This is a genomic window from Nitrosomonas nitrosa, assembly GCF_003051105.1.
Taxonomy (GTDB): Bacteria; Pseudomonadota; Gammaproteobacteria; order Burkholderiales; family Nitrosomonadaceae; genus Nitrosomonas; species Nitrosomonas nitrosa.
Genome location: NZ_QAOO01000016.1, coordinates 1 through 21,453, shown reverse-complemented (window position 1 = coordinate 21,453; position 21,453 = coordinate 1). Strand labels below are relative to the sequence as shown.

Sequence of the window (21,453 nt, the reverse complement as noted above, 5' to 3'; positions counted from 1 at the left end):
GCAACGTAAATCCACAGATAATTATTAGGTTATAAAAGGGGTAGTGAACCATGTCTCAGCTGAATGTAGTCGTTTTGGCAGCAGGAATGGGTAAAAGGATGCGATCATCACGGCCTAAAGTCTTGCATGCGATTGCCGGGAAACCATTATTGGCACATGTGCTGGATACCGCAAAAGCGCTCTTGCCCAGTAAGCTATGTGTAGTCTACGGGCATGGTGGAGAAGCGGTACTCAACGCGATCGATGACAATCAAATTACTTGGATAAAGCAGGAAGTTCAACTCGGCACTGGACATGCTTTGTTACAGACATTACCTTGGTTGGACCAAACCGGCGTGACACTCGTGTTATTGGGAGATGTGCCGTTAATCAAAGCGGATACCCTAAATAAGATGATGGCTATGGCGACTGAAAGTAACGTGGTCTTATTGACGGTTGAGTTGGCGGCTCCTTTTGGCTATGGAAGAATCGTCCGTAATCAACAAACGGGTAAGATTCAGGCAATCGTCGAAGAAAAGGATGCGAGTGCATCTCAGCGTGCAATCCAAGAAATCAATACGGGTATGATGGTGTTACCCAATGTTTTTTTACGTGATGCTCTCCCTAAGTTAAACAATAATAATTCACAAGGAGAATACTATCTTACGGATATTATCGGTTTGGCTGTTGAAGCAGGTATTCAGGTTGATGCTTGCCACCCCCTGTATGGCTGGGAGACATTGGGTGTCAATAGCAAAGCAAATTTAGCAGAGCTCGAACGCATTTATCAGCGTGATTGTGCAAATGCTCTACTTGATCAGGGTGTAACGCTTGCGGATCCGGAGCGTATCGATGTGCGCGGGGAGCTTGTTTGCGGCAGCGATGTGGAAATAGATATCGATTGTATTTTTGAGGGGGTGGTGCAGCTTGGGGACAATGTTAAAATTGGCGCGCACTGTATCTTGCGTAATGTGACTATCGCATCAGGAACGTCAATTTTTTCATTTAGCCTGTTGGAAAATGCAGTGATTGGGCAAGATTGCCATGTGGGGCCATATGCGCGTATCCGCCCGGGTACACGGCTCCACGATGCTGTTCATGTAGGTAATTTTGTTGAAGTGAAAAATAGTGAGATCGGCATGGGAAGTAAAGCAAATCATCTGAGTTATATTGGTGATACGGTGATCGGTAAAAAGGTTAATATTGGTGCCGGTACGATTACTTGCAATTACGATGGGGCTTGCAAGCACAAGACTATCATTGAAGATGAAGTGTTCGTGGGTTCTGATACTCAGTTGGTTGCACCGGTAAAGATAGCAAAAGGTTCTACGATTGGGGCGGGTTCAACGATTACACGAGATACGCCTGAAGATCAATTGACACTCTCCCGTTCAAAACAAGTGAGTGTTCCCGGTTGGAAACGACCGCAAAAAAGCAAAATATAATCTATCTGTGTTATTCACTAAAGGTAGTATGAAGGAGAGTTTATGTGCGGAATAGTGGGTGCTATTGCTAAACACGATATCGTGCCGGTTTTACTGGAAGGATTATCCAAGCTTGAATACCGCGGTTACGATTCTGCCGGACTTGTTGTCGCAAATGGAAGCTTGGCTAGATTACGAACAACGGCACGCGTGGCTGAATTAGGAAAACTTGTGGATGCGCAAAAAACACAAGGACTCGCTGGAATTGCACACACCCGCTGGGCGACGCATGGTGCGCCTTGCGAACGCAATGCACACCCTCACTTATCAGGAGATGAAAGAAAAATCGCTGTTGTCCATAATGGCATTATTGAGAACCATGAGGCCATCCGCCAGCGTTTGCAAGCGGAAGGATTCGAATTTTTCTCCGATACGGATACAGAAGTCATCGCGCACCTGATCTCATGCCATCTCAGGACGACGCATGACTTGCTTGAAGCCGTTTGCTTGTCAATTGCGGAATTACGTGGTGCGTATGCAATTGCCGTCGTTGAAGAAAGCCGGCCAGAGCATATCGTCGTTGCGCGAAATGGCGCGCCTTTGTTGCTCGGACTGGGCGCCGACGGTAATTATGTCGCCTCGGATGCTTCCGCATTGGTGCAGGTGACACGCCGCATGATTTATCTGGAAGAAGGGGATGTCGCAGAATTGTATCGAGATAATTATCGTATATTCAATTGTCTAGAAAACCCCTTGGGTAAGGAAGTGTCGCGTGTTGTGCAAGAAAGTAATTTGACCCGTGATGCCGTTGAGCTGGGTCCCTACGCGCATTTCATGCAAAAGGAAATATTCGAGCAGCCTATCGCAGTTGCGAATACCTTGGAGATGGTGCTTAACGCCCACTCAATTACTCCACAATTGTTCGGTAGCGAAGCTGAGGAAGTTTTTAGGCAGACGCGAGGCATTTTGATACTGGCTTGTGGTACAAGCTATCACGCGGGGTTGGTCGCCAAGTACTGGTTGGAGGCTATGGCAGGATTGCCGTGCAGTGTGGAAATCGCGAGCGAGTATCGCTATCGTATGCCGATTGCCGACCCCAATACGCTGGTCGTGGGCATCTCTCAATCAGGGGAAACAGCCGATACACTGGCTGCAATCAATTATGCTAAGTCTTTAGGACATCAATATAGTCTGGCAATTTGTAATGTCCCGGAGAGCGCCTTGATAAGACAAACCAATCTGCGCTTTCTTACCCGCGCAGGCCCTGAGATAGGCGTGGCTTCTACCAAGGCATTCACTACCCAGTTGGCATCTTTGATGCTATTGACCATCACGCTTGCCAAGCTTCGCCATAAGTTTACGGATGAAGTCGAACAAAAAATGATTGCAGCTTTACGGCATCTACCCACTGCTATCAAACTTGCCCTGCAAATAGAATCGCAGGTAATGGCGTGGGCAGGGCATTTCTTCCAAAAGCGGCATGCCTTGTTTCTGGGGCGTGGGGTACATTACCCTATCGCGCTGGAGGGTGCGCTTAAACTCAAGGAGATTTCCTATATCCATGCAGAGGCTTACGCCGCGGGTGAACTTAAGCATGGCCCGCTTGCCTTGGTAGACAATGAGATGCCTGTGATTGCGATTGCGCCTAATGATGCATTACTGGAAAAACTCAAATCTAATTTGCAGGAAGTCCGCGCACGCGGGGGTGAGCTTTATGTTTTTGCTGATGCCGATTCTCATATCCAGGAAAGCGAAGGCGTGCACATTATTCGATTGGCCGAGCATGCGGGTATGCTCAGTCCTATCCTGCATACCATTCCATTACAGCTGTTGGCGTATCACGTGGCGTTACAAAAAGGCACCGATGTCGATAAACCGAGAAATTTGGCCAAGGCGGTAACTGTCGAATAATTGACCAATGAGATACCCGATTTTCTTAAGCCACCTTGGCGTTTGCTAACCTTCATTTCTTACTCAATTAACGAAGTTTCATGTGAGCTTCATTCAGTATGCCCCTATGAATGATGCGAGGCTACTTTATTCAGAGGGTGCACGGTGATAGCATTCTATTCTTTTCAATAGCAAAGGAAAGCAATGGCAGGTCATAGTAAGTGGGCTAATATAAAGCATAAGAAGGCTGCACAAGATGCTAAACGTGGCAAGATTTTCACGCGATTGATAAAAGAAATCACGATTGCGGCTAGATTGGGCGGTGCTGATCCTGGAAGCAATCCTCGGTTGCGGCTCGCTATCGACAAAGCATATGAACACAATATGCCGAAGGATAATATTGAGCGCGCGATCAAGCGAGGCTGCGGCGAGCTCGAGGGCGTGAGCTATGAGGAAGTGCGCTACGAAGGCTACGGGATTGCCGGGGCGGCGATCATGGTCGATTGTATGACTGATAACCGGACCCGGACTGTTGCCGATGTAAGGCATGCTTTTACCAAATATGGCGGTAACTTGGGTACGGATGGCTCTGTTGCGTTTTTATTCAAGCACTGTGGTCAATTGCTGTTTGCCCCTGGGACGGATGAGGAGCGCATCATGGAAATCGCGTTGGAGGCGGGTGCAGAAGATATCATCAGCAATGAAGACGGCAGTATCGAAGTGATTACGGCGCCTTACGAATTTGTTACGGTAAAAGAGGCGTTGGAGAAAGCGGGGTTCAAGGCGGAACTTGCTGAGGTCACAATGAAACCGTTGACTGAGACATTATTGGCTGGGGAAGAGACTGTCAAAATGCAAAAATTATTAGATGCGCTTGAGAATATTGATGACGTGCAGGAGGTTTACACCAATGCAGTCATGGAAGGGTAGTTTGAACCTGTTTGGACGCTGAGAAAATTCGTATCCTTGGGATCGATCCGGGATTGCAAGTTACCGGATTTGGGATAATCGACAAGATCGGTAACCAAATAATTTATGTAAGTAGCGGTCGTATCAAAACTTCAGCCGACAGTAAGTTGCCGCCCCGCTTAAAGCAGATTCTAGACGGTTTGAATCGCATCATTTCACAACATACGCCACATCATGTCGCGATAGAGCAAGTCTTTGTCAACATCAACCCAAAATCAACGCTATTACTCGGGCAGGCACGTGGGGCGGCAGTCTGTGCTGCTGTACTCAATGATCTCGAAGTGTCTGAATATACCGCGTTACAGATTAAGCAAGCAGTGGTGGGTAACGGTCACGCCAGAAAAGAGCAAGTGCAAGAGATGGTAATAAGGTTGCTAAGGTTGGAAGGGAAGCCCGGTATGGATGCGTCTGATGCACTCGCTTGCGCAATTTGCCACGCGCATGGTGGATTGGGTGCGTTCGCAAACTTGTATCAGCATATTAAACATGGAAGAGGCGTGTGATCGGAAGAATAACAGGCATTCTACTTGAAAAACGCCCACCCCTGGTGCTGGTCGATGTACAAGGTATTGGTTATGAAATCGATGTCCCGATGAGCACTTTCTATTATCTGCCTGTGGTTGGAGAAACGATTACCCTTCATACCCACTTTATCGTCAGGGATGACGCTCATTTATTGTTTGGATTCGGGACTGAAGCAGAACGGTCAGTTTTTCGCCAGCTAACCAAAATATCGGGTATTGGTGCCAGAACTGCTTTGGCGCTTTTATCGGGGTTGAGTGTAGCCGATTTGCATCATGTCGTTGCGACCCAGGATGCCGTTCGTTTGACAAAAATTCCAGGTATCGGCAAAAAAACGGCTGAAAGATTGTTGTTGGAGTTGCGAGATAAGCTGGATGTTGATGCTGATCATCCTGTGGTAACAACCTTTTCAACTGGAAGCGAAACAGATGTCCTCAATGCCTTGCGCTCGCTCGGCTATAATGATCGGGAAGCGGACTGGGCAGTCAAGCAATTACCCAGAAATATTTCGGTGTCAGACGGTATCAAGCAGGCATTAAAACTGCTTTCGAAAGAAAAATAGCCTATTTTTCAGGATCGCAAAAATGATAGAGATGGATCGGGTTGTGACGGCCACACCGTTTTCTGCGCAAGAAGAAGTATTAGAACACGCGTTACGCCCCAAACAATTTGAAGAATATATCGGGCAGGAAAAAATCCGTGGGCAATTGCAAATCTTTATAGAAGCTGCGCGGCGTCGCAAGGAAGCCTTGGATCATGTGTTGTTGTTCGGCCCCCCGGGTTTGGGTAAAACGACGTTGGCGCATATTATTGCCCGAGAAATGGGCGTAAGTTTGCGTCAAACATCCGGGCCGGTACTTGAGAGACCAGGTGACCTGGCCGCTTTATTGACCAATCTCGAACCTAACGATGTTTTGTTTATCGATGAAATCCATCGGCTTTCACCCGTCGTAGAAGAAATTCTCTATCCTGCCTTGGAAGATTATCAGCTTGATATCATGATAGGTGAAGGTCCCGCCGCGCGTTCGGTCAAGATCGATTTGCCGCCTTTCACCTTGGTCGGTGCGACCACGCGTGCAGGGATGTTAACGAATCCGCTCAGAGATCGTTTCGGTATTGTGTCGCGCCTGGAGTTTTATACTGCCGATGAATTAAGTAAAATCGTGCTCCGTTCTGCAGGGCTGCTGAATGTGAAAGCGTCTTTTGAAGGGGCGATGGAGATAGCGTGTCGGGCGCGTGGCACACCGAGGATAGCGAACCGGTTATTGCGACGTGTGCGTGATTTTGCCGAAATCAAAGCTGAAGGATGCGTAACCCGTCCTGTGGCGGATGAAGCTTTGAAAATGTTGGATGTGGATGCGATCGGGCTGGATGTGTTGGATAGAAAACTGCTGCTGGCTGTACTTGAAAAATTTGAAGGGGGGCCTGTGGGCATTGATAATCTAGCAGCGGCTATCAATGAAGAGCGCGATACCATTGAAGATGTTTTAGAGCCGTATTTGATTCAGCAAGGCTTTATAAAACGTACGCCGCGAGGCCGTGTAGCCACGGCGATGACGTACCAGCATTTCAACATCCTGCCGCCAAGAAACAATTTAATGGACGATTTGTGGGGAGATCGACATGAAGGAAATTATTGAATGATTGAAATAAAGTATAAAAATGAGTAAAGATCATCCAGGGCAGTTGACTTTAACGAATGATATTTTCTCTTATCCGGTGCGTGTTTATTATCAGGATACCGATACAGGAGGGGTTGTGTATCATGCCACTTATCTGAATTTTATGGAGCGCGCCCGTTACGAGTGGTTGCGTGAAATGGGGTTTCCAGTTAATTCATTGATCCAAGAGCATAAAATAATTTTTATGGTGCGTTCGCTGAGTATCGAGTATTTCAAGCCAGCGGTTCTGGATGATCAACTGCATGTGACCGTTCAGGTAACTGAAGTGGGTAGAAGTCGTATCACCTTATTCCAGCAAGTCTTGCGAGATCATGTTATGTTAGTCAGTGCGGTTATTCATGCAGTATGCGTCAGCGTGAACAACCTCAGGCCTGTCCGTTTACCTGCACCACTTCGTCAAAAAATCGAGAAATAAATTATTATGAACACGACTGTTACCCAGGATTTATCACTTTTTTACCTCATTAGTAGTGCGAGCTTGCCCGTGCAACTGGTGATGTTGCTGTTGCTGATTGCCTCATTACTTTCTTGGTGGTTTATCTTTCGTAAGATGTTTGCGATTAGATTGGCGATCAAGCAGAGTGATGAATTTGAGAATACTTTTTGGAGAGGCGTCGATCTGAATGCGCTTTATCAACGCGCTGCGGGTGCACGCGAAATGGCGGGGAGCATGGAGCGTATTTTTGAAGCGGGCTTTCGCGAGTTTACCAAACATCAGGCAGGTATGGATATCGGTGCGATGATGGATAGTACCCGCGGGGCGATGCGAGCGGCTTATCAACGTGAAATGGACAGGTTGGAGTCTCATTTGTCTTTTCTCGCCACTGTCGGATCGGTGAGCCCTTACGTCGGTTTATTTGGCACGGTATGGGGCATTATGAATTCATTTCGCGAATTGTCCAATTTGACGCAGGCGACGATTGCCCATGTCGCGCCAGGGATTGCAGAAGCATTGATTGCAACTGCAATGGGTTTATTTGCAGCGATTCCGGCGGTGATTGCCTATAATCGTTATGCAAGCGATACCAGCCAGTTGGCGACACGCTATGAGAGCTTCATGGAAGAGCTGTCCAATGTGTTGCAACGACGTGCCGCAAAACTATAAAGGATTGTAGTGACACATGATTACTCGTCGTGGCAAACGCCGTCTAATGAATGAAATCAATGTTGTGCCATACATTGATGTGATGTTGGTATTACTGGTCATTTTCATGATTACTGCCCCCCTGATCCATCCAGGTCAAGTTGAACTGCCGCAGATTGGTAAATCTTCGACCGCCCCATCCGAGCCGCTGGAAGTCATCATTGCTGCCGATGGCAGTCTTACGTTACGAGATCGTAGCAGGGCGGGCAGCGAGCAGACAATGAATCGAACTGAGCTGATAACTGCGATCAAAAGTAAGCAAGCGCAAAATGCTGAGCAACCTGTCGTTATCGCTGCAGATAAAAACGTTCGTTACGAGGAAGTGATTAACGTTATGGACATATTGCAGCAAGAGCAAGTCAGCAAGGTTGGCCTGCTTACTAAACCTAGATAAACAAGCAAGCAACGATGAACGTAACCGCTTGGCGCGATACCGCATATTCAGAGCCGGGATTATTCAGGGCGGCTGTATTGGCTTTGCTCGTTCATCTCATTTTCTTTGCATTCATGGTGTTTGGATTAAGCTGGAGAAACGATCCTGCTGAAACAATGGTCGTCGAGTTATGGAGCGATTTGCCGCAGCCTATCAAGCCTGCTCCTGTAGTCAAAGAAACACCACCGCGACCTGAGCCGGTGCGGCAACCTCCTCCACCAGTCAAAGCAAAGTCTGAGCCAGTTAAAGAGACAACACCACCCAAACCTGCGCCGATCAGGGTAGAGGCGCCACCTCCCCCTAAAAAACCAGCGATTGAGATTAAAGAAAAAGTAGTCAAGCCTCAACCTGTGAAGGAAGCGGTTAAACCGCCCGAGCCTGTTAAAGAGACGCCACCGCCTAAACCCGAGCCGGTTAAGGAGAAAACTGCGAAACCAGAAGTGGTTAAGGAAACAAAAAAAGCTGAGATTGAAAAAGAAAAGCCAGTTAAAGAACAACCCCCTGCAGAAGATACCAAACGGCAGCAACAGCAACGTGAGCAGGAAGCCGCTGCGCAAAGGGCTGCGGCGGATAGAAGCCGGAATATGGATGAAATTGCCAAATACAAAGCAATGATCCAGACAAAGATCAGGAGCCGTATCGTCCTGCCTCCGGATCTACCGGGTAACCCGGTTGTTGAGTTCAGGGTAACGCTTTTGCCAGGAGGAGAGGTATTGAATGTCGTATTACGCAAATCAAGCGGTTATTCCGCATTTGACGAAGCGGTAGAAAGAGCGGTTTTTTTGTCTACGCCGCTGCCGATTCCACCTGATCCGGCATTATTCAGAGAATTTCGTGATTTCAACCTCACGGTATATTATCGTGAAATGCTTTAATTTTTTAAGGGTGCAATTTTTTTGAGAGTTGCTGCTATGCAGAATTTTTTATCACGTTTTACTTGTTATGTATTCTTTTTGTTTTTATCAATGGCGTATTCGTCGCTTAATGCTGCGCTGAATATTGAAATATTTGGAGGAGGAGCCACTCGGATCCCGATTGCAATCGTTCCATTTTCTGCAGAATCAAAACTTCCTCAGAGTGTAACCGCGGTAGTGGCGGCGGATTTGGAACGGACAGGTTTGTTCAGAATGATTGATTCATTGGGCCATACCCCCCATGAACCGGAAGAGATCATCTATGCGGATTGGCAGAATCGGGGCGCGAGCGCGCTGGTGATAGGTAATACGACTGTTTTGCCGGATGGGCGGGTTGATGTGCGCTTTCGTTTGATGGATGTCGCAAAGCGCACGCAATTGGTTGGGTTTGCGGGCACAGTTTCAGTCGAGCAGTTGCGTGCGGTCGCACATCGAATCGCGGATATTGTTTATGAGACGCTGACGGGGGATATTGGCGTATTTAGCACACGTATTGCTTTTGTGTTGAAGCAAGGTAATAAGTACGCTTTGCAAGTAGCGGATTCCGATGGCTTCAATGCGCAGTCGGTCATTGAATATACTGAGCCGATTATTTCCCCAGCTTGGTCCCCGGATGGTAGCAAGCTGGCCTATGTTTCCTTCGAGAACAAAAAACCGGTCGTGTATGTACAAACACTATCAACGCGTGAACGTAAGGCGGTGGCCAATTTCAAAGGGAGCAACAGCGCTCCAGCCTGGTCACCAGATGGAAGTAAACTCGCTGTTGTGTTGACGATGCATGGCGGTTCGCAAATCTTTTTGATGAATGCGGATGGAAGCGGTTTGCAAAGACTTGCTCAGAGCTCAGGAATCGACACAGAACCGAATTTCTCGCCTGATGGCCGCTCGATTATATTTACTTCTGATCGTGGCGGAAGTCCCCAAATTTATCGAATGGCAATTTCCGGGGAGCGGGCAGGGGTAGCGGAGCGCCTTACTTTTGAGGGTAGCTACAATGTCAGTCCACGGCATAGCCCCGATGGAAAAAGCTTCGCCTATATTCATCGCAATGGCGGTCGATTCAATATTGCAGTACAAGATTTTGCACGACGGCAGGTGCAGTTGTTAACCGATTCAAGATTCGATGAATCTCCCAGTTTTGCCCCCAACGGCAAGATGATTTTATATGCTAGCGAAATAAACGGACGTGGTATATTATCCGTCGTTTCAAGCGATGGACAAACGAAGCAGCGTCTTTCATCACAGATTGGTGATATTCGAGAGCCAGTATGGGGTCCTTTGCTGAAATCGCAGCGAATTGGCAACTACGTTAACTAATTTTAAAGGTGAAAAATGAAAAAGATTCTGGGTGTGTTGATGATCTGTTTTTTATCAGCGTGCGCAAGTAAAACGACACAGCCTACCAGTGAGGTAGAGGATCGTGCTATTGGCGGTGGAGGAATGGGCGCTCAAGATGGTATGGGATCGGGAGGGTTTGGTATGGATCCGCTCAAAGATCCGTCCAATATACTTTCTCAACGGAGTGTTTATTTCGATTTCGACAGCTATACCGTTAAAAACGAGTACAGAGAACTGGTATTGGCGCACGCTCGCTATCTTCGTGACAATGCGAATGCGCGCGTGTTGCTGCAAGGAAATACCGATGAACGTGGAAGCCGTGAGTATAATCTTGCGCTTGGACAACGCCGTGCAGACAGCGTGAAGAATGCGATGCTTATCTCAGGTGCGCGAGATCATCAGATTGAAGCGGTAAGCTTGGGTGAAGAAAAGCCTCGTGCAAGAGGACGTGATGAATCTTCCTGGGCAGAAAACCGCCGTACCGATATTCTTTATCAAGGGGAATACTAATGTTGTTACGCGTCTCCTTGCTCATTCTTTTGCTGGGTTGTAATGTGAGTTTCGCTGGTTTATTTAGTGACTCAAATGCGCGAGAGCGGATAGAAGTATTGGATCAGCAAATGCAAGCTATGGAGGCGCGTATTGTTGGTATTGAAGATATACTCAAAAATCAGGCATTGTTAGAGCTTTATAACCAGATCGAAGCATTCAGGGTAGAACTTGGGCAGCTCCGTGGGCAAATTGAAGTTTTGAACGAAGAGAATAAGTTATTAAAAAAGCAGCAAAAGGATTTTTATATCGATTTGGATAGTCGCTTGAGACAAGTTGAGCCTGAATCTCATGAGCCATCGCTTAGTTTAAGTTCTTCGCCAGATGAAACGCTACCTCCAGCTGCTGTAGGTATTGTTGTGAGCCCCTCAGCCCAGCGAGCTCCGGCGGCAACTCAGCCTGCTAGCGAGGCAGAGCGTGAGGCATATCACGCAAGCTACAACTTGTTTAGAGAAGGCGACTATACGGGCGCGATCACTCAGTTCGAGAATTTTCTGAAACGCTACCCTAACTCTCAGTTGGCGCCTGGCGCTGCGTACTGGATCGGTAATGCCTATTACGCATTACGTGATTTTGGGGCGGCTATTAATGCACAACAAAAAGTGATTGAAAATTACCCCAATAGTTCGAAAGCGCCTGATGCGATGCTTAATATCGCAAGCAATCAATCTGAAATGGGTGAGATCTCAGCGGCTAGAAAGACGCTGGAGAATTTAATCGCAAAATATCCCAATAGTGATGCGGCAGGAAAAGCCAAAAGTCGGCTTGCCAATCTTAGGTAATTTTTTCACGAAGGGTGGCTACCATGGCTGCACTTCTTAAGATGTATGGATTTTCCCCTTCCCCTGCGGCAACATTCCCTAAAGCAACGCGAAAGTGAGACATTGCGTGTCAGTGAGATATTTTATTCCTTGCAAGGGGAAACGAGCCGTGTCGGTTTGCCGACGGTATTTATTCGTTTGACAGGTTGTCCGTTGCGATGTGGTTACTGCGATACCGCTTATGCGTTTACTGGTGGTGAGAATATATCGATCATGGATGTGCTGGCCAAAGTTTCGGAATATGCCCCCCGTTATGTTACGGTTACCGGTGGTGAACCACTTGCGCAGAAGGCTTGCTTAACGTTGCTTACATCACTATGTGATGCCGGTTACTCTGTCTCAATCGAAACAAGTGGCGCGCTAGATATATCGGGAATCGATAAACGAGTATCTAAAATCGTTGATATCAAGACACCCGACTCGGGAGAGGTCACAAAAAACCGATGGGCTAATCTTGATTATTTGACACCGCAGGATGAATTGAAATTTGTATTATGCAGTGAGCAGGATTATCGCTGGGCAGTTGATATTTTTTATGAACGGCAGCTAGATCAGCTTTGCCCGGTATTATTTTCTCCTGCATTTGGTCAGCTCGATCCTGCTTTACTTGCCAGCTGGATACTAAAAGATCGCTTGCCGGTTAGGTTACAGCTTCAGCTTCATAAAATACTCTGGGGAGAGGTGGCTGGGCGTTGATGATCAAGTCGATTCATTTTTCTCTGGTCGACATCGCCTGCGGATAGTTTGTTTTGATGAAGAAGGCGGTTGTGCTGTTATCGGGAGGGTTGGATTCTGCGACGGTGCTGGCTATTGCTCGTAGCGAACGATTTGAATGCTATGCTCTGAGTGTCGATTATGGTCAGCGCCATCGATCAGAACTGGTGGCAGCGCATAAAGTTGGCCAATCGTTGGGAGTGAAAGCACATCAATCGATACGTATCGATTTGAGTGTGCTGGGGAAATCTGCGCTTACGGATAAATCGATTGCAATTCCAACTGAAGGTCTAACAAACGGCATTCCTGTCACTTATGTGCCTGCTCGTAATACGATTATGCTTTCATTGGCATTGGCGTGGGCTGAAGTACTTGAGTGTCATGATATATTCATTGGCGTCAATGCAGTAGATTACTCTGGTTATCCAGACTGTCGCCCTGATTATATTGAAGCATTTGAGAAAATGTCGAATCTCGCGACCAAGGCGGCCAGGGAGGGAAATAAACTGACCTTGCATGCTCCGCTGCTATATTTATCTAAGAAAGAGATTATTCGCTTAGGTGTGGAGCGCGGAGTAGATTACAGCTTGACAGTATCGTGCTATCAAGCTGACGAAGAGGGTTCTGCATGTGGGCTGTGTGATGCTTGTCGCTTACGTAAGGCGGGTTTTCTAGCTGCGAAAGTACCCGACCCGACGCGGTATAGCTTGCCTTAAGAATATTTTGGGGTGCGTACAGTTTGTCACAGGGTGACCAGATGGATAGACAAAATTAGCTTAATATGTGAGTGATTTACGTTCAATACACACACCCAGTTTTTTAATTCCACGAATGATACCGAGTTTGGCAACACTGACTTTTACCCATGGTGAATTAAATTCAGTCAGGATAATTTGAGCAATATGCTCAGCCAATGCTTCGAGTAAGCCAAAATGCCGGGCAGCCAGCACGTCATTGATACGCTCGATAATCAAAGAATAATCCAATGCATCTGAGATATTATCAGTGAAGCAGGCGCGATTCGTCGGGAGCGCAATTTCAAGATTAAGCTCAATCGTTTGGGCAATTTTTTTTTCCCATGGATAAATGCCAATATGTGTTTTGGCTTTGAAGTCGTGGAGGAATATGATGTCCATTATTAAGAATTAAATTTGATGGAAAAAGTTACTTGGGCGCGAAAATATTCGTATATGTCCCAAGTGATTCTAGTCTATTTATAAGATGGGAGCTATTTAGGAGAAGGTATGGAAGTCGTAATGGTATGTTTTTTTGCTTACTTGCTAGGTTCGATTCCATTCGCAGTCATAGCGAGTTGGCTATTTAAATTGCCTGACCCTAGAACATACGGCTCGAAAAATCCAGGAGCAACCAATGTGTTGCGTAGCGGCAGGAAGGCGGCAGCGGTGCTGACTTTGCTGGGTGATGCAGGCAAAGGGTGGGTGGCTGTTGCGCTTGCAAGTCATTTTTCGCTTGTTTTAGGATGGGGTGTCGAGACAATTGCGGGGGCAGCGCTTGCCGTTTTTTTGGGGCATCTATTTCCAGTTTTTCTGGGTTTTCAGGGGGGTAAGGGCGTTGCGACATCGGCGGGCGTATTGTTTGGTTTGGACGTATGGCTAGGAATGCTGGTTATACTTACCTGGGGGCTCGTTGCTTTGATTGGGCGCATATCTTCATTGTCTGCGCTAGCTGCCGCCCTGTTGGCACCAATATATGCGTATATTTTGGTCGATTCTAAATTGATTGTTTTTGTGGTTGTTATTATTACATTGCTTCTTTTTTGGCGGCATAAGTCAAATATTATTAATTTGGCAGCAGGTAAAGAAACGCGTATTGGCGAAAAAAGCAAAACCTGATTGGGTGATGTTACCGCGCAAGTTTTTACAGTGTCTCTAGCTCCCATCTGGCTTTTACCGTAAAGCAATTCATTGTTTCTGGGCAACGAACGGTATCCTGTTTTAGTAAGCGCATTGCTCCGGCAAAAGCAATCATTGCGCCATTGTCGGTGCAAAATTGAAATTCAGGAAAAAAAACGGTTGCTCCAATACGGGAAGTTTCTTGGAGTAATCTACTGCGTAGAGCGATATTCGCGCCCACGCCGCCTGCAATTACGAGTTGAGTAAGACCGGTTCGGGCAAGCGCAGCCAAGGATTTTTCCGTCAAGATATCTACGGCGGCTTCTTGAAAAGCGAGGGCGATATCCGCGCGCATTTGATCATTGATTTCGTGATTCTTAATCAAGGTTAATACGGCTGTTTTTAATCCACTAAAGCTAAAATTAAAATCTCCACTATGTCGCATAGGGCGTGGTAGCTTAAAGCAAGAAGGCCTTCCCTTTGTAGCGAGCTCGGCGAGCGCTTTTCCCCCTGGATAATCAAGCCCAAGTAGCTTCGCTGTCTTATCGAAAGCTTCACCTGCTGCATCATCTACGGTTTCACCAAGCAAAGTATATTGCCCTATCCCTTTGACTTTGATCAATTGTGTATGGCCGCCAGAGACAAGCAAGGCAAGGAAAGGAAAACAGGGTGCGGGTTTTGATAATAGCGGGGACAAAAGATGGCCCTCTAAATGATGAATATTCAAGACTGGAATTTTGAGTGCGAATGCCATTGCGTTCGCGATACTTGCGCCTACTAGTAGCGCACCTGCTAATCCTGGGCCTTGAGTAAATGCAATGGCGTCAATTTCATGCAGATCAATATGAGCATTTTGTAGAGCTTTCTTGATGAGCGGGATCGTGCGGCGAATATGATCGCGTGAGGCAAGTTCAGGCACAACGCCACCATATTCGTTGTGTATTTCAATTTGTGAGAATAAGGTGTGACTTAACAAGCCGTTTTCTGTGTGGTATACAGCAATACCTGTTTCGTCACATGAAGTCTCAATGCCGAGCACGATCATTTTAGTTTTTGAGGTTGATTTGTAATTTATGAGGGGAGAGACTTAATCTTTTATAAAAAAGATAATAGTGTTATATTAATAAGCTTTTTGCAAAATTCATTAACGTTAGAAGGAGACCGAAAGGGATTATTGTTTTATGACCACTGTTAAAGTTAAAGAAAACGAACCGTTTGAAGTTGCTATGCGTCGTTTTAAACGTGCAGTCGAGAAAACTGGCTTGCTTACTGAATTACGTGCGCGGGAGTTTTATGAAAAGCCAACTGCAGAACGCAAGCGTAAACTTGCGGCAGCCGTTAAGCGTACCTATAAACGTCTACGCAGTCAATTATTACCACCCAAACTTTATTAGCTGATCAGTAAATTATAAAACCTTAAGACAACCTTAAGACGGTTTTATCGAACCGCTTGATGATGAATTTGAAACAGAGAATCACTGAGGATATGAAGGCCGCCATGCGCGCTGGTGATACTAAGCGGCGTGATACAATTCGGCTATTGCAAGCAGCCATTAAGCAGCGCGAAGTCGATGAACGGATTGAGTTGGATGATACGGCAATTGTTGCTGTGATCGAGAAAATGCTTAAACAACGTAGGGACTCGATCACGCAATATGAGGCTGCAAATCGGCATGATTTGGCCGACTCCGAGAAATATGAAATGGATGTGCTGCTGACATATATGCCAGAGATGCTTGGCGAGGCCGAAGTTGATAAGATTGTGGACGATGTGATTGGTTCGTTAGGGGCTGATCAGCGGCAGATGGGAAAGATCATGTCACTGTTAAAGGCCAAGTTAGCGGGCCGTGCAGATATGGCTCAAGTGTCAATGCTGGTAAAGAAAAAGATTTCTGCTTGATATTTATTCAGCAAGGTCTGTTTTTTTTAGGTATTTTTTGGTGGGATAAAAGATTCTGTTGGATTTTGATCCCGCCCACCCAATTTTTAACCTGCTGCTATATTTTGGTAAATGATTACTCAATCGTTTATTCAAGAGTTACTTAACCGCATAGATATAGTTGATGTTGTTGGGCGTTATGTACCACTTAAGAAAGTAGGTAGTAATTTTAGTGCTTGTTGTCCATTCCATGAGGAAAAAACCCCGTCATTTACGGTCAGTCCTGTAAAGCAGTTTTTTCATTGCTTTGGCTGCGGAAAGCATGGTGACGCTATTAACTTTCTGATGGAGCATAATGGAATAAGCTTTGTCAGTGCAGTTGAGCAGTTGGCCGCTCATGTGGGGTTGCGGGTACCTGAGCGACAAGATTTGATGCATGCCCACTCGCATGAGTCTCGTGTATCTGTGGCTAAGAGTGAAAATGAGCAAGATCAGGCTGACGACTCCATGCTGCGTATGGTTGAGTCGATGAGAAAAGCAGCCCAATATTATTGTAGGCGGCTTAAAAATGCAGAGCACGCTGTGGCGTATTTGAAGGAGCGCGGATTAACTGGGGAGATAGCCGCCCGATTCGGTATCGGATACGCGCCAGCTGAGCGACGAAATCTTGCTGAGGTATTCACGGATTATGCATTAAATCAAGTGGATAATGTTTTGGTGAAGACGGGGTTGGTGGTCATAGGCGATAACGGAAAGTGCTATGATCGTTTTCGAAACCGCATCATGTTTCCAATTCTTGATCATAAGGGCAACATCATCGGTTTTGGTGGTAGAGTAGTGGGCTCTGGTCAACCTAAGTATCTGAATTCTCCAGAAACACCTTTATTTACAAAAGGGCGTGAACTTTATAATTTGTTTGCGGCTAGTAAGGCGATTCGCAAAGCGGGGCGCGTTTTGGTAGTAGAGGGGTATATGGATGTGGTGATGCTTGCGCAGCATGGCCTTGATTATGCAGTCGCAACCTTGGGAACGGCGACTACTCCATACCATATTCAGAAGCTATTGCGCCAAACAGATGAAGTGATTTTCTGTTTTGATGGGGATGGCGCAGGAAGGAAAGCGGCTTGGCGTGCACTCGAGAATAGCTTGGGGCAATTGAAGGATGGTAAGCATATCTATTTTTTATTTTTGCCCGAGAATGAAGATCCTGATAGTTATATTCGTAAGTTTGGTCGGGCGTCATTTGAAATTCTGTTCAAAAAAATGTTGCCGTTGTCGGAGTTTTTTTATAATGAACTGTGCGCGCGAGTAGAGCTGCAAACGAGTGAGGGGCGTGCTGGCTTGGCGCATCTCGCAAAGCCGCTACTGGCCCAGATAAATGCGCCGATTCTTGCGCATATGATGTTTAAGCGGCTATCTCAACTTACCCAGATTAACCAAAATGATTTAGAGGGATTGCTGCAATTTAAGCGAAAAGATGCGTTTCGGCAACCCAACTTGAAAACCAAGCGGCCACAGCCTGCATCCCCCTATCGAAGATTGATGCAACTCATCTTGTATAAGCCAGCCTATGTTGAGAAAGTGGATAAAACCTTATTTATGGGGGGCGACAAACAAAAAGATGAGGTGAAGCTATTGATGCAGATTGTTGATTTATTTAAAAAACACCCCTTGAGTGATCTGGAGAATATGACATTCTCGTCAATCGTATCATTTTTTAGTAATGATCCTAATTATAAATTGCTGGAAGAAGTGGGGAGTGAGATGAGCTTGTGGGATGGGAGCATAGATATAGAAGCGGAATTTGCTGGCATAGTGTTGCGCATTCTAGAAATGCAGCGTAAACAAAGAATGGCGGTGCTGCAAAGTAAACCTTTAGGGCTACTTACTGCGGAAGAAAAACTAGAATTACAACAACTAGCATTATCTTAGCGAATTGAATCAAGCGATGTGGCGTCAGTTTGATTTTGTATAAATGGGGAGTGCATTAGTTGCATTTGTGCATTTGAACTTTTTGCTGGTAAATCATACAAATTTAGAGTTATGCGCGATATATAAGTGCTTATAAAAATTAAAGAATAAAGTGACTATGCCCCCCGATCTCTCAAATAAATGCATTATGAATTTTTGATATACTTGGAAATGCATCGGGTTTTAGATTATTGTCATATTGTTTAATTCTTGACCTTATAAGCGATAAGGTCAAGAGCTGTGGGAAAGTAAGTTGGTAAGGAATGGAATTTCGGGTTTTATCACAGAAGCGGGTGTTGGGATAATTAAATATGAATACAAAGCGTTCAGCAGAAGAAAAGAATACAGATAATCCAAGTATTGCCAATCAGTTGGAGCAAAGCAAGATTAAATCAGTAAAAATGAAATCGTCGAAAAAAAATAAACCGTCGAATACTGATCAGGTAGAAGAGCTTGTTGAAGAAACTTTGCCTTCTGCGCCTCTGGATATTGAAGCAAGAAAAATGCGGCTCAAGAAACTGATCGTCCAGGGTAAGGAGCGTGGATACCTGACTTACGCAGAGATTAATGATCACTTGCCTGACGATATGCTGGATGCAGAGCAGATAGAAGGCGTTATAAGCATGATTAACGATATGGGAATATCGGTTCATGATGAGGCGCCCGATGCGGAAGCGTTGCTCATGTCTGATACGGCAACGGCTGTAACAGATGAGGATGTGGTTGAAGAGGCGGAAGCGGCGCTTTCTAGCGTGGATTCTGAGTTTGGCCGCACTACGGATCCGGTGCGCATGTACATGCGCGAGATGGGTTCGGTAGAACTATTGACACGTGAGAGCGAAATTGAAATAGCGAAGCGCATTGAGGATGGTCTGCGACATATGATACAGGCTATTTCGGCGTGCCCAACGATTATCGCTGATATCCTGAATTTAGCGACTCAGGTGGAAAATGATCAGTTGCGTGTTGATGAATTGGTAGATGGTTTTCTAGATGATGATACGCAGGAAATCCTCAATGAGGAAATGTCTGATGAAACGCTTGAGCAAGACTTTATTTCTGATGAAATGGAGGAAGAAGGTGGTGTGGGGGCAGTCGCAAGTGCGAGCCTAATCAAACTAAAGAGTGACGTATTGGAGCGCTTTGTTGAGATTCGAAATGCCTATAACGAGATGCAAAAGATTATCGATAAGAAAGGCACTCGGGATGATAAAAAGTGTAAGGCACTGCAAGAGAAAATATCTTCAGAGCTCATGGCCATGCGCTTCTCGGCTAAGATGGTCGAGAGACTATGCGATACGCAGCGTGATCTTGTTAGTGAAATACGTGGTTGCGAGCGTAAAATCATGGAGTTATGTGTTGCTAAAGCAGGTATGCCGCGAAATCATTTTATTAAGACATTCCCTGGCAATGAAACGGATCTAGATTGGGTTAAATCAGAAGTCGAATCTGGCAAAGTCTATAGTCAATCACTGAGGCATTTTATGCCCGCTATTATGGAGCAACAGCAACGATTGTTGTCTTTGCAAGAGCAGGCAAGAATTCCCATCAAGGAGCTAAAAGAGATCAATCGCCGCATGACAACGGGGGAAGCTAAGGCCCGACGTGCAAAGCGTGAGATGACAGAAGCAAATTTGCGTTTGGTGATTTCCATTGCGAAAAAATATACCAATCGTGGGCTTCAATTCTTGGATCTTATTCAAGAAGGTAATATTGGTCTGATGAAAGCTGTCGATAAATTCGAATATCGGCGTGGTTATAAGTTCTCGACTTACGCTACATGGTGGATACGACAGGCAATAACTCGTTCCATCGCTGATCAGGCGCGTACTATTAGAATTCCGGTTCATATGATTGAAACAATAAATAAAATGAATCGTATTTCGCGGCAGATCTTGCAGGAAACTGGGCAGGAGCCTGAGCCAGCTTTACTGGCCGAGAAAATGGAAATGCCCGAAGAGAAAATTAGGAAAATACTTAAAATTTCTAAAGAACCCATCTCCATGGAAACACCGATCGGAGATGATGAGGATTCGCATCTGGGTGATTTTATCGAGGATTCATCAACTGTGGCGCCAGCTGATGCGGCGGTTTATGCTAGTTTGCGTAATGCTACCAAGGATGTGCTGGATTCACTTACGCCACGCGAGGCAAAAGTTTTGCGTATGCGGTTTGGGATTGAAATGAACACTGATCATACACTGGAGGAAGTTGGGAAACAATTCGATGTTACCCGTGAGCGTATTCGTCAAATTGAAGCAAAGGCGCTGCGGAAATTACGTCACCCAGCCCGTTCTGATCGATTGCGAAGCTTTCTGGATACGGGAAATTCCTGATTTTATTTATCATCATTTGAGTTATAATGCTGCTCTTCTCCTAAAGCGCAAGGTGATCACGTGTTTTGGGCAGGGAATTTATCCTGCGGTGTGAGTCGCAATAAAGTGATGTGTTGAGTGAATATTGCCTGGATGAGTGCTGCAGGTGGCATTGAAGTTTGATTGAATGTATGGGTCTGTAGCTCAGTTGGTTAGAGCAGGGGACTCATAATCCCTTGGTCGTAGGTTCAAGTCCTACCAGACCCACCATAAATCAAGCACCTGAGCGGTTATGTGGGGGTGTTTTGCTGTGTCCTTAGATGTTTTGTTCTTTCTATATCTTTAACGTTAACGAGAGCTCTCTCGATCTCAATAGCTCTAGATGTCGCCTTTTGTGGATTTATCTTGAAGTATATTTTCTTTTTTTTGAGTCTTCTTCTTAGTGATAAGTTTACTTTATTTGCTTGATAAATTTGCTATCGGGCGGGTTCTACAATTTATTGACTTTAAAGTATCAAGCATTCATAATGCCCGATTGTTTCGGAGGGGTTCCCGAGCGGTCAAAGGGATCAGACTGTAAATCTGACGGCTCTGCCTTCGAAGGTTCGAATCCTTCCCCCTCCACCACGTAAATCATGAAAAAGCACGGGTGCGTAAAATTGTTGTTGGCGATAAATTATGTTTATATCATAGATGATGGGGTTGGGATGTGCTTGATTCTATGATTTTGCGGGTGTAGCTCAATGGTAGAGCAGAAGCCTTCCAAGCTTACGACGAGGGTTCGATTCCCTTCACCCGCTCCAAGATTGTGTGATGAATAGGCAATGTAGATCAAGCATTATCTGCCCATGTAGCTCAGTGGTAGAGCACTCCCTTGGTAAGGGAGAGGTCGCCAGTTCAATTCTGGCCATGGGCTCCATGATTGTTAATTGCTGGAATGGATTGATGTTGAGGTAAATTTACGATAAGGATATAGCATGGCGAAGAGTAAGTTTGAGCGATCAAAGCCGCATGTAAACGTAGGGACGATTGGGCACGTTGATCATGGGAAGACGA

22 protein-coding genes and 4 tRNA genes are annotated in these 21,453 nt (G+C 45.9%); 24 read left to right on the top strand and 2 right to left on the bottom strand.

Annotation, left to right across the window (positions count from 1 at the left end; translation table 11 throughout):
• The first annotated feature begins 50 nt into the window (after positions 1–50).
• The 15 genes from glmU to queC all read left to right on the top strand — a co-directional run bounded on the left by glmU (position 51) and on the right by queC (position 13,095).
• Positions 51–1,424, top strand: coding sequence for a bifunctional UDP-N-acetylglucosamine diphosphorylase/glucosamine-1-phosphate N-acetyltransferase GlmU (gene glmU / locus C8R30_RS10140; RefSeq protein WP_181258730.1), 1,374 nt, complete (start codon positions 51–53; stop codon positions 1,422–1,424).
• Between the two features lie 42 nt (positions 1,425–1,466).
• A complete protein-coding gene (gene glmS, locus C8R30_RS10135; RefSeq protein ID WP_107790059.1) occupies positions 1,467–3,314 on the top strand; it encodes a glutamine--fructose-6-phosphate transaminase (isomerizing) in 1,848 nt (615 codons plus the stop codon).
• A gap of 183 nt (positions 3,315–3,497) precedes the next feature.
• The gene (locus tag C8R30_RS10130; protein WP_090670446.1) at positions 3,498–4,223 is read left to right on the top strand and encodes a YebC/PmpR family DNA-binding transcriptional regulator; all 726 of its coding nucleotides are present in this window, start codon (positions 3,498–3,500) and stop codon (positions 4,221–4,223) included.
• 11 nt (positions 4,224–4,234) lie between these two features.
• A complete protein-coding gene (gene ruvC, locus C8R30_RS10125) occupies positions 4,235–4,765 on the top strand; it encodes a crossover junction endodeoxyribonuclease RuvC (RefSeq protein WP_258192006.1) in 531 nt (176 codons plus the stop codon).
• A complete protein-coding gene (gene ruvA, locus C8R30_RS10120; RefSeq protein WP_107790058.1) occupies positions 4,762–5,346 on the top strand; it encodes a Holliday junction branch migration protein RuvA in 585 nt (194 codons plus the stop codon). The genes ruvC and ruvA overlap by 4 nt, the downstream gene beginning before the upstream one ends.
• Before the next feature lie 22 nt (positions 5,347–5,368).
• Positions 5,369–6,424, top strand: a complete 1,056-nt coding sequence (gene ruvB, locus C8R30_RS10115) for a Holliday junction branch migration DNA helicase RuvB (protein ID WP_107783491.1) — start codon at positions 5,369–5,371, stop codon at positions 6,422–6,424.
• A 22-nt stretch (positions 6,425–6,446) separates the two neighbouring features.
• Complete coding sequence (gene ybgC, locus C8R30_RS10110) at positions 6,447–6,881, top strand: tol-pal system-associated acyl-CoA thioesterase (protein WP_107783492.1); 435 nt, start codon at positions 6,447–6,449, stop codon at positions 6,879–6,881.
• A 6-nt stretch (positions 6,882–6,887) separates the two neighbouring features.
• Positions 6,888–7,571 carry a protein TolQ gene (gene tolQ / locus C8R30_RS10105; RefSeq protein ID WP_090670478.1) on the top strand — a complete coding sequence of 228 codons (684 nt, stop codon included), beginning with the start codon at positions 6,888–6,890 and terminating at the stop codon, positions 7,569–7,571.
• 16 nt (positions 7,572–7,587) lie between these two features.
• Positions 7,588–8,004: a protein TolR gene (gene tolR / locus C8R30_RS10100; RefSeq protein WP_177182340.1), complete on the top strand. Its 417-nt coding sequence runs from the start codon at positions 7,588–7,590 to the stop codon at positions 8,002–8,004.
• Positions 8,005–8,018: 14 nt separating this feature from the next.
• The gene (gene tolA / locus C8R30_RS10095; protein WP_107783493.1) at positions 8,019–8,918 is read left to right on the top strand and encodes a cell envelope integrity protein TolA; all 900 of its coding nucleotides are present in this window, start codon (positions 8,019–8,021) and stop codon (positions 8,916–8,918) included.
• A gap of 36 nt (positions 8,919–8,954) precedes the next feature.
• Entirely contained in the window at positions 8,955–10,274 is a 1,320-nt protein-coding gene (gene tolB / locus C8R30_RS10090) for a Tol-Pal system beta propeller repeat protein TolB (RefSeq protein WP_090670484.1), read from the top strand.
• Between the two features lie 15 nt (positions 10,275–10,289).
• Complete coding sequence (pal, locus tag C8R30_RS10085) at positions 10,290–10,805, top strand: peptidoglycan-associated lipoprotein Pal (RefSeq protein ID WP_090670487.1); 516 nt, start codon at positions 10,290–10,292, stop codon at positions 10,803–10,805.
• A complete protein-coding gene (ybgF, locus tag C8R30_RS10080) occupies positions 10,805–11,626 on the top strand; it encodes a tol-pal system protein YbgF (RefSeq protein WP_107790057.1) in 822 nt (273 codons plus the stop codon). Before pal ends, ybgF begins: the two co-directional genes overlap by 1 nt.
• A gap of 45 nt (positions 11,627–11,671) precedes the next feature.
• Positions 11,672–12,361, top strand: a complete 690-nt coding sequence (gene queE, locus C8R30_RS10075; protein WP_090670493.1) for a 7-carboxy-7-deazaguanine synthase QueE — start codon at positions 11,672–11,674, stop codon at positions 12,359–12,361.
• 56 nt (positions 12,362–12,417) lie between these two features.
• Positions 12,418–13,095 carry a 7-cyano-7-deazaguanine synthase QueC gene (queC, locus tag C8R30_RS10070; RefSeq protein ID WP_107783495.1) on the top strand — a complete coding sequence of 226 codons (678 nt, stop codon included), beginning with the start codon at positions 12,418–12,420 and terminating at the stop codon, positions 13,093–13,095.
• Between the two features lie 60 nt (positions 13,096–13,155).
• Here the strand turns inward: queC and C8R30_RS10065 are convergent, their stop codons facing one another.
• Positions 13,156–13,515 (bottom strand): dihydroneopterin aldolase, encoded by a 360-nt coding sequence (locus C8R30_RS10065; RefSeq protein WP_090670499.1) that lies wholly within the window; start codon positions 13,513–13,515, stop codon positions 13,156–13,158.
• 108 nt (positions 13,516–13,623) lie between these two features.
• Here C8R30_RS10065 and plsY point away from each other — a divergent pair, with 108 nt between their 5' ends.
• On the top strand, positions 13,624–14,232 hold the full coding sequence (gene plsY, locus C8R30_RS10060) for a glycerol-3-phosphate 1-O-acyltransferase PlsY (RefSeq protein ID WP_090670502.1): 609 nt from the start codon (positions 13,624–13,626) through the stop codon (positions 14,230–14,232).
• A gap of 25 nt (positions 14,233–14,257) precedes the next feature.
• Here plsY and tsaD read toward each other — a convergent pair whose 3' ends face one another.
• Complete coding sequence (gene tsaD / locus C8R30_RS10055; protein ID WP_090670505.1) at positions 14,258–15,277, bottom strand: tRNA (adenosine(37)-N6)-threonylcarbamoyltransferase complex transferase subunit TsaD; 1,020 nt, start codon at positions 15,275–15,277, stop codon at positions 14,258–14,260.
• Positions 15,278–15,413: 136 nt separating this feature from the next.
• Between tsaD and rpsU the strand changes: the two genes are divergently transcribed.
• The 8 genes from rpsU (at position 15,414) to C8R30_RS10015 (ending at position 21,316) form a co-directional block, all read left to right on the top strand.
• Complete coding sequence (gene rpsU, locus C8R30_RS10050) at positions 15,414–15,626, top strand: 30S ribosomal protein S21 (protein WP_090670508.1); 213 nt, start codon at positions 15,414–15,416, stop codon at positions 15,624–15,626.
• Positions 15,627–15,688: 62 nt separating this feature from the next.
• Positions 15,689–16,132: a GatB/YqeY domain-containing protein gene (locus tag C8R30_RS10045; protein ID WP_107790081.1), complete on the top strand. Its 444-nt coding sequence runs from the start codon at positions 15,689–15,691 to the stop codon at positions 16,130–16,132.
• Positions 16,133–16,243: 111 nt separating this feature from the next.
• Positions 16,244–18,043, top strand: coding sequence for a DNA primase (gene dnaG / locus C8R30_RS10040; RefSeq protein ID WP_107790056.1), 1,800 nt, complete (start codon positions 16,244–16,246; stop codon positions 18,041–18,043).
• Between the two features lie 350 nt (positions 18,044–18,393).
• Positions 18,394–20,418 (top strand): RNA polymerase sigma factor RpoD, encoded by a 2,025-nt coding sequence (rpoD, locus tag C8R30_RS10035; RefSeq protein WP_258192005.1) that lies wholly within the window; start codon positions 18,394–18,396, stop codon positions 20,416–20,418.
• A 172-nt stretch (positions 20,419–20,590) separates the two neighbouring features.
• A tRNA-Ile gene (locus C8R30_RS10030) sits at positions 20,591–20,667 on the top strand.
• Positions 20,668–20,939: 272 nt separating this feature from the next.
• Positions 20,940–21,024 (top strand) — tRNA-Tyr (locus C8R30_RS10025).
• 102 nt (positions 21,025–21,126) lie between these two features.
• Positions 21,127–21,200: transfer RNA gene (locus tag C8R30_RS10020), tRNA-Gly, on the top strand.
• Positions 21,201–21,241: 41 nt separating this feature from the next.
• Positions 21,242–21,316 (top strand) — tRNA-Thr (locus C8R30_RS10015).
• The last annotated feature ends 137 nt before the right edge of the window (positions 21,317–21,453 follow it).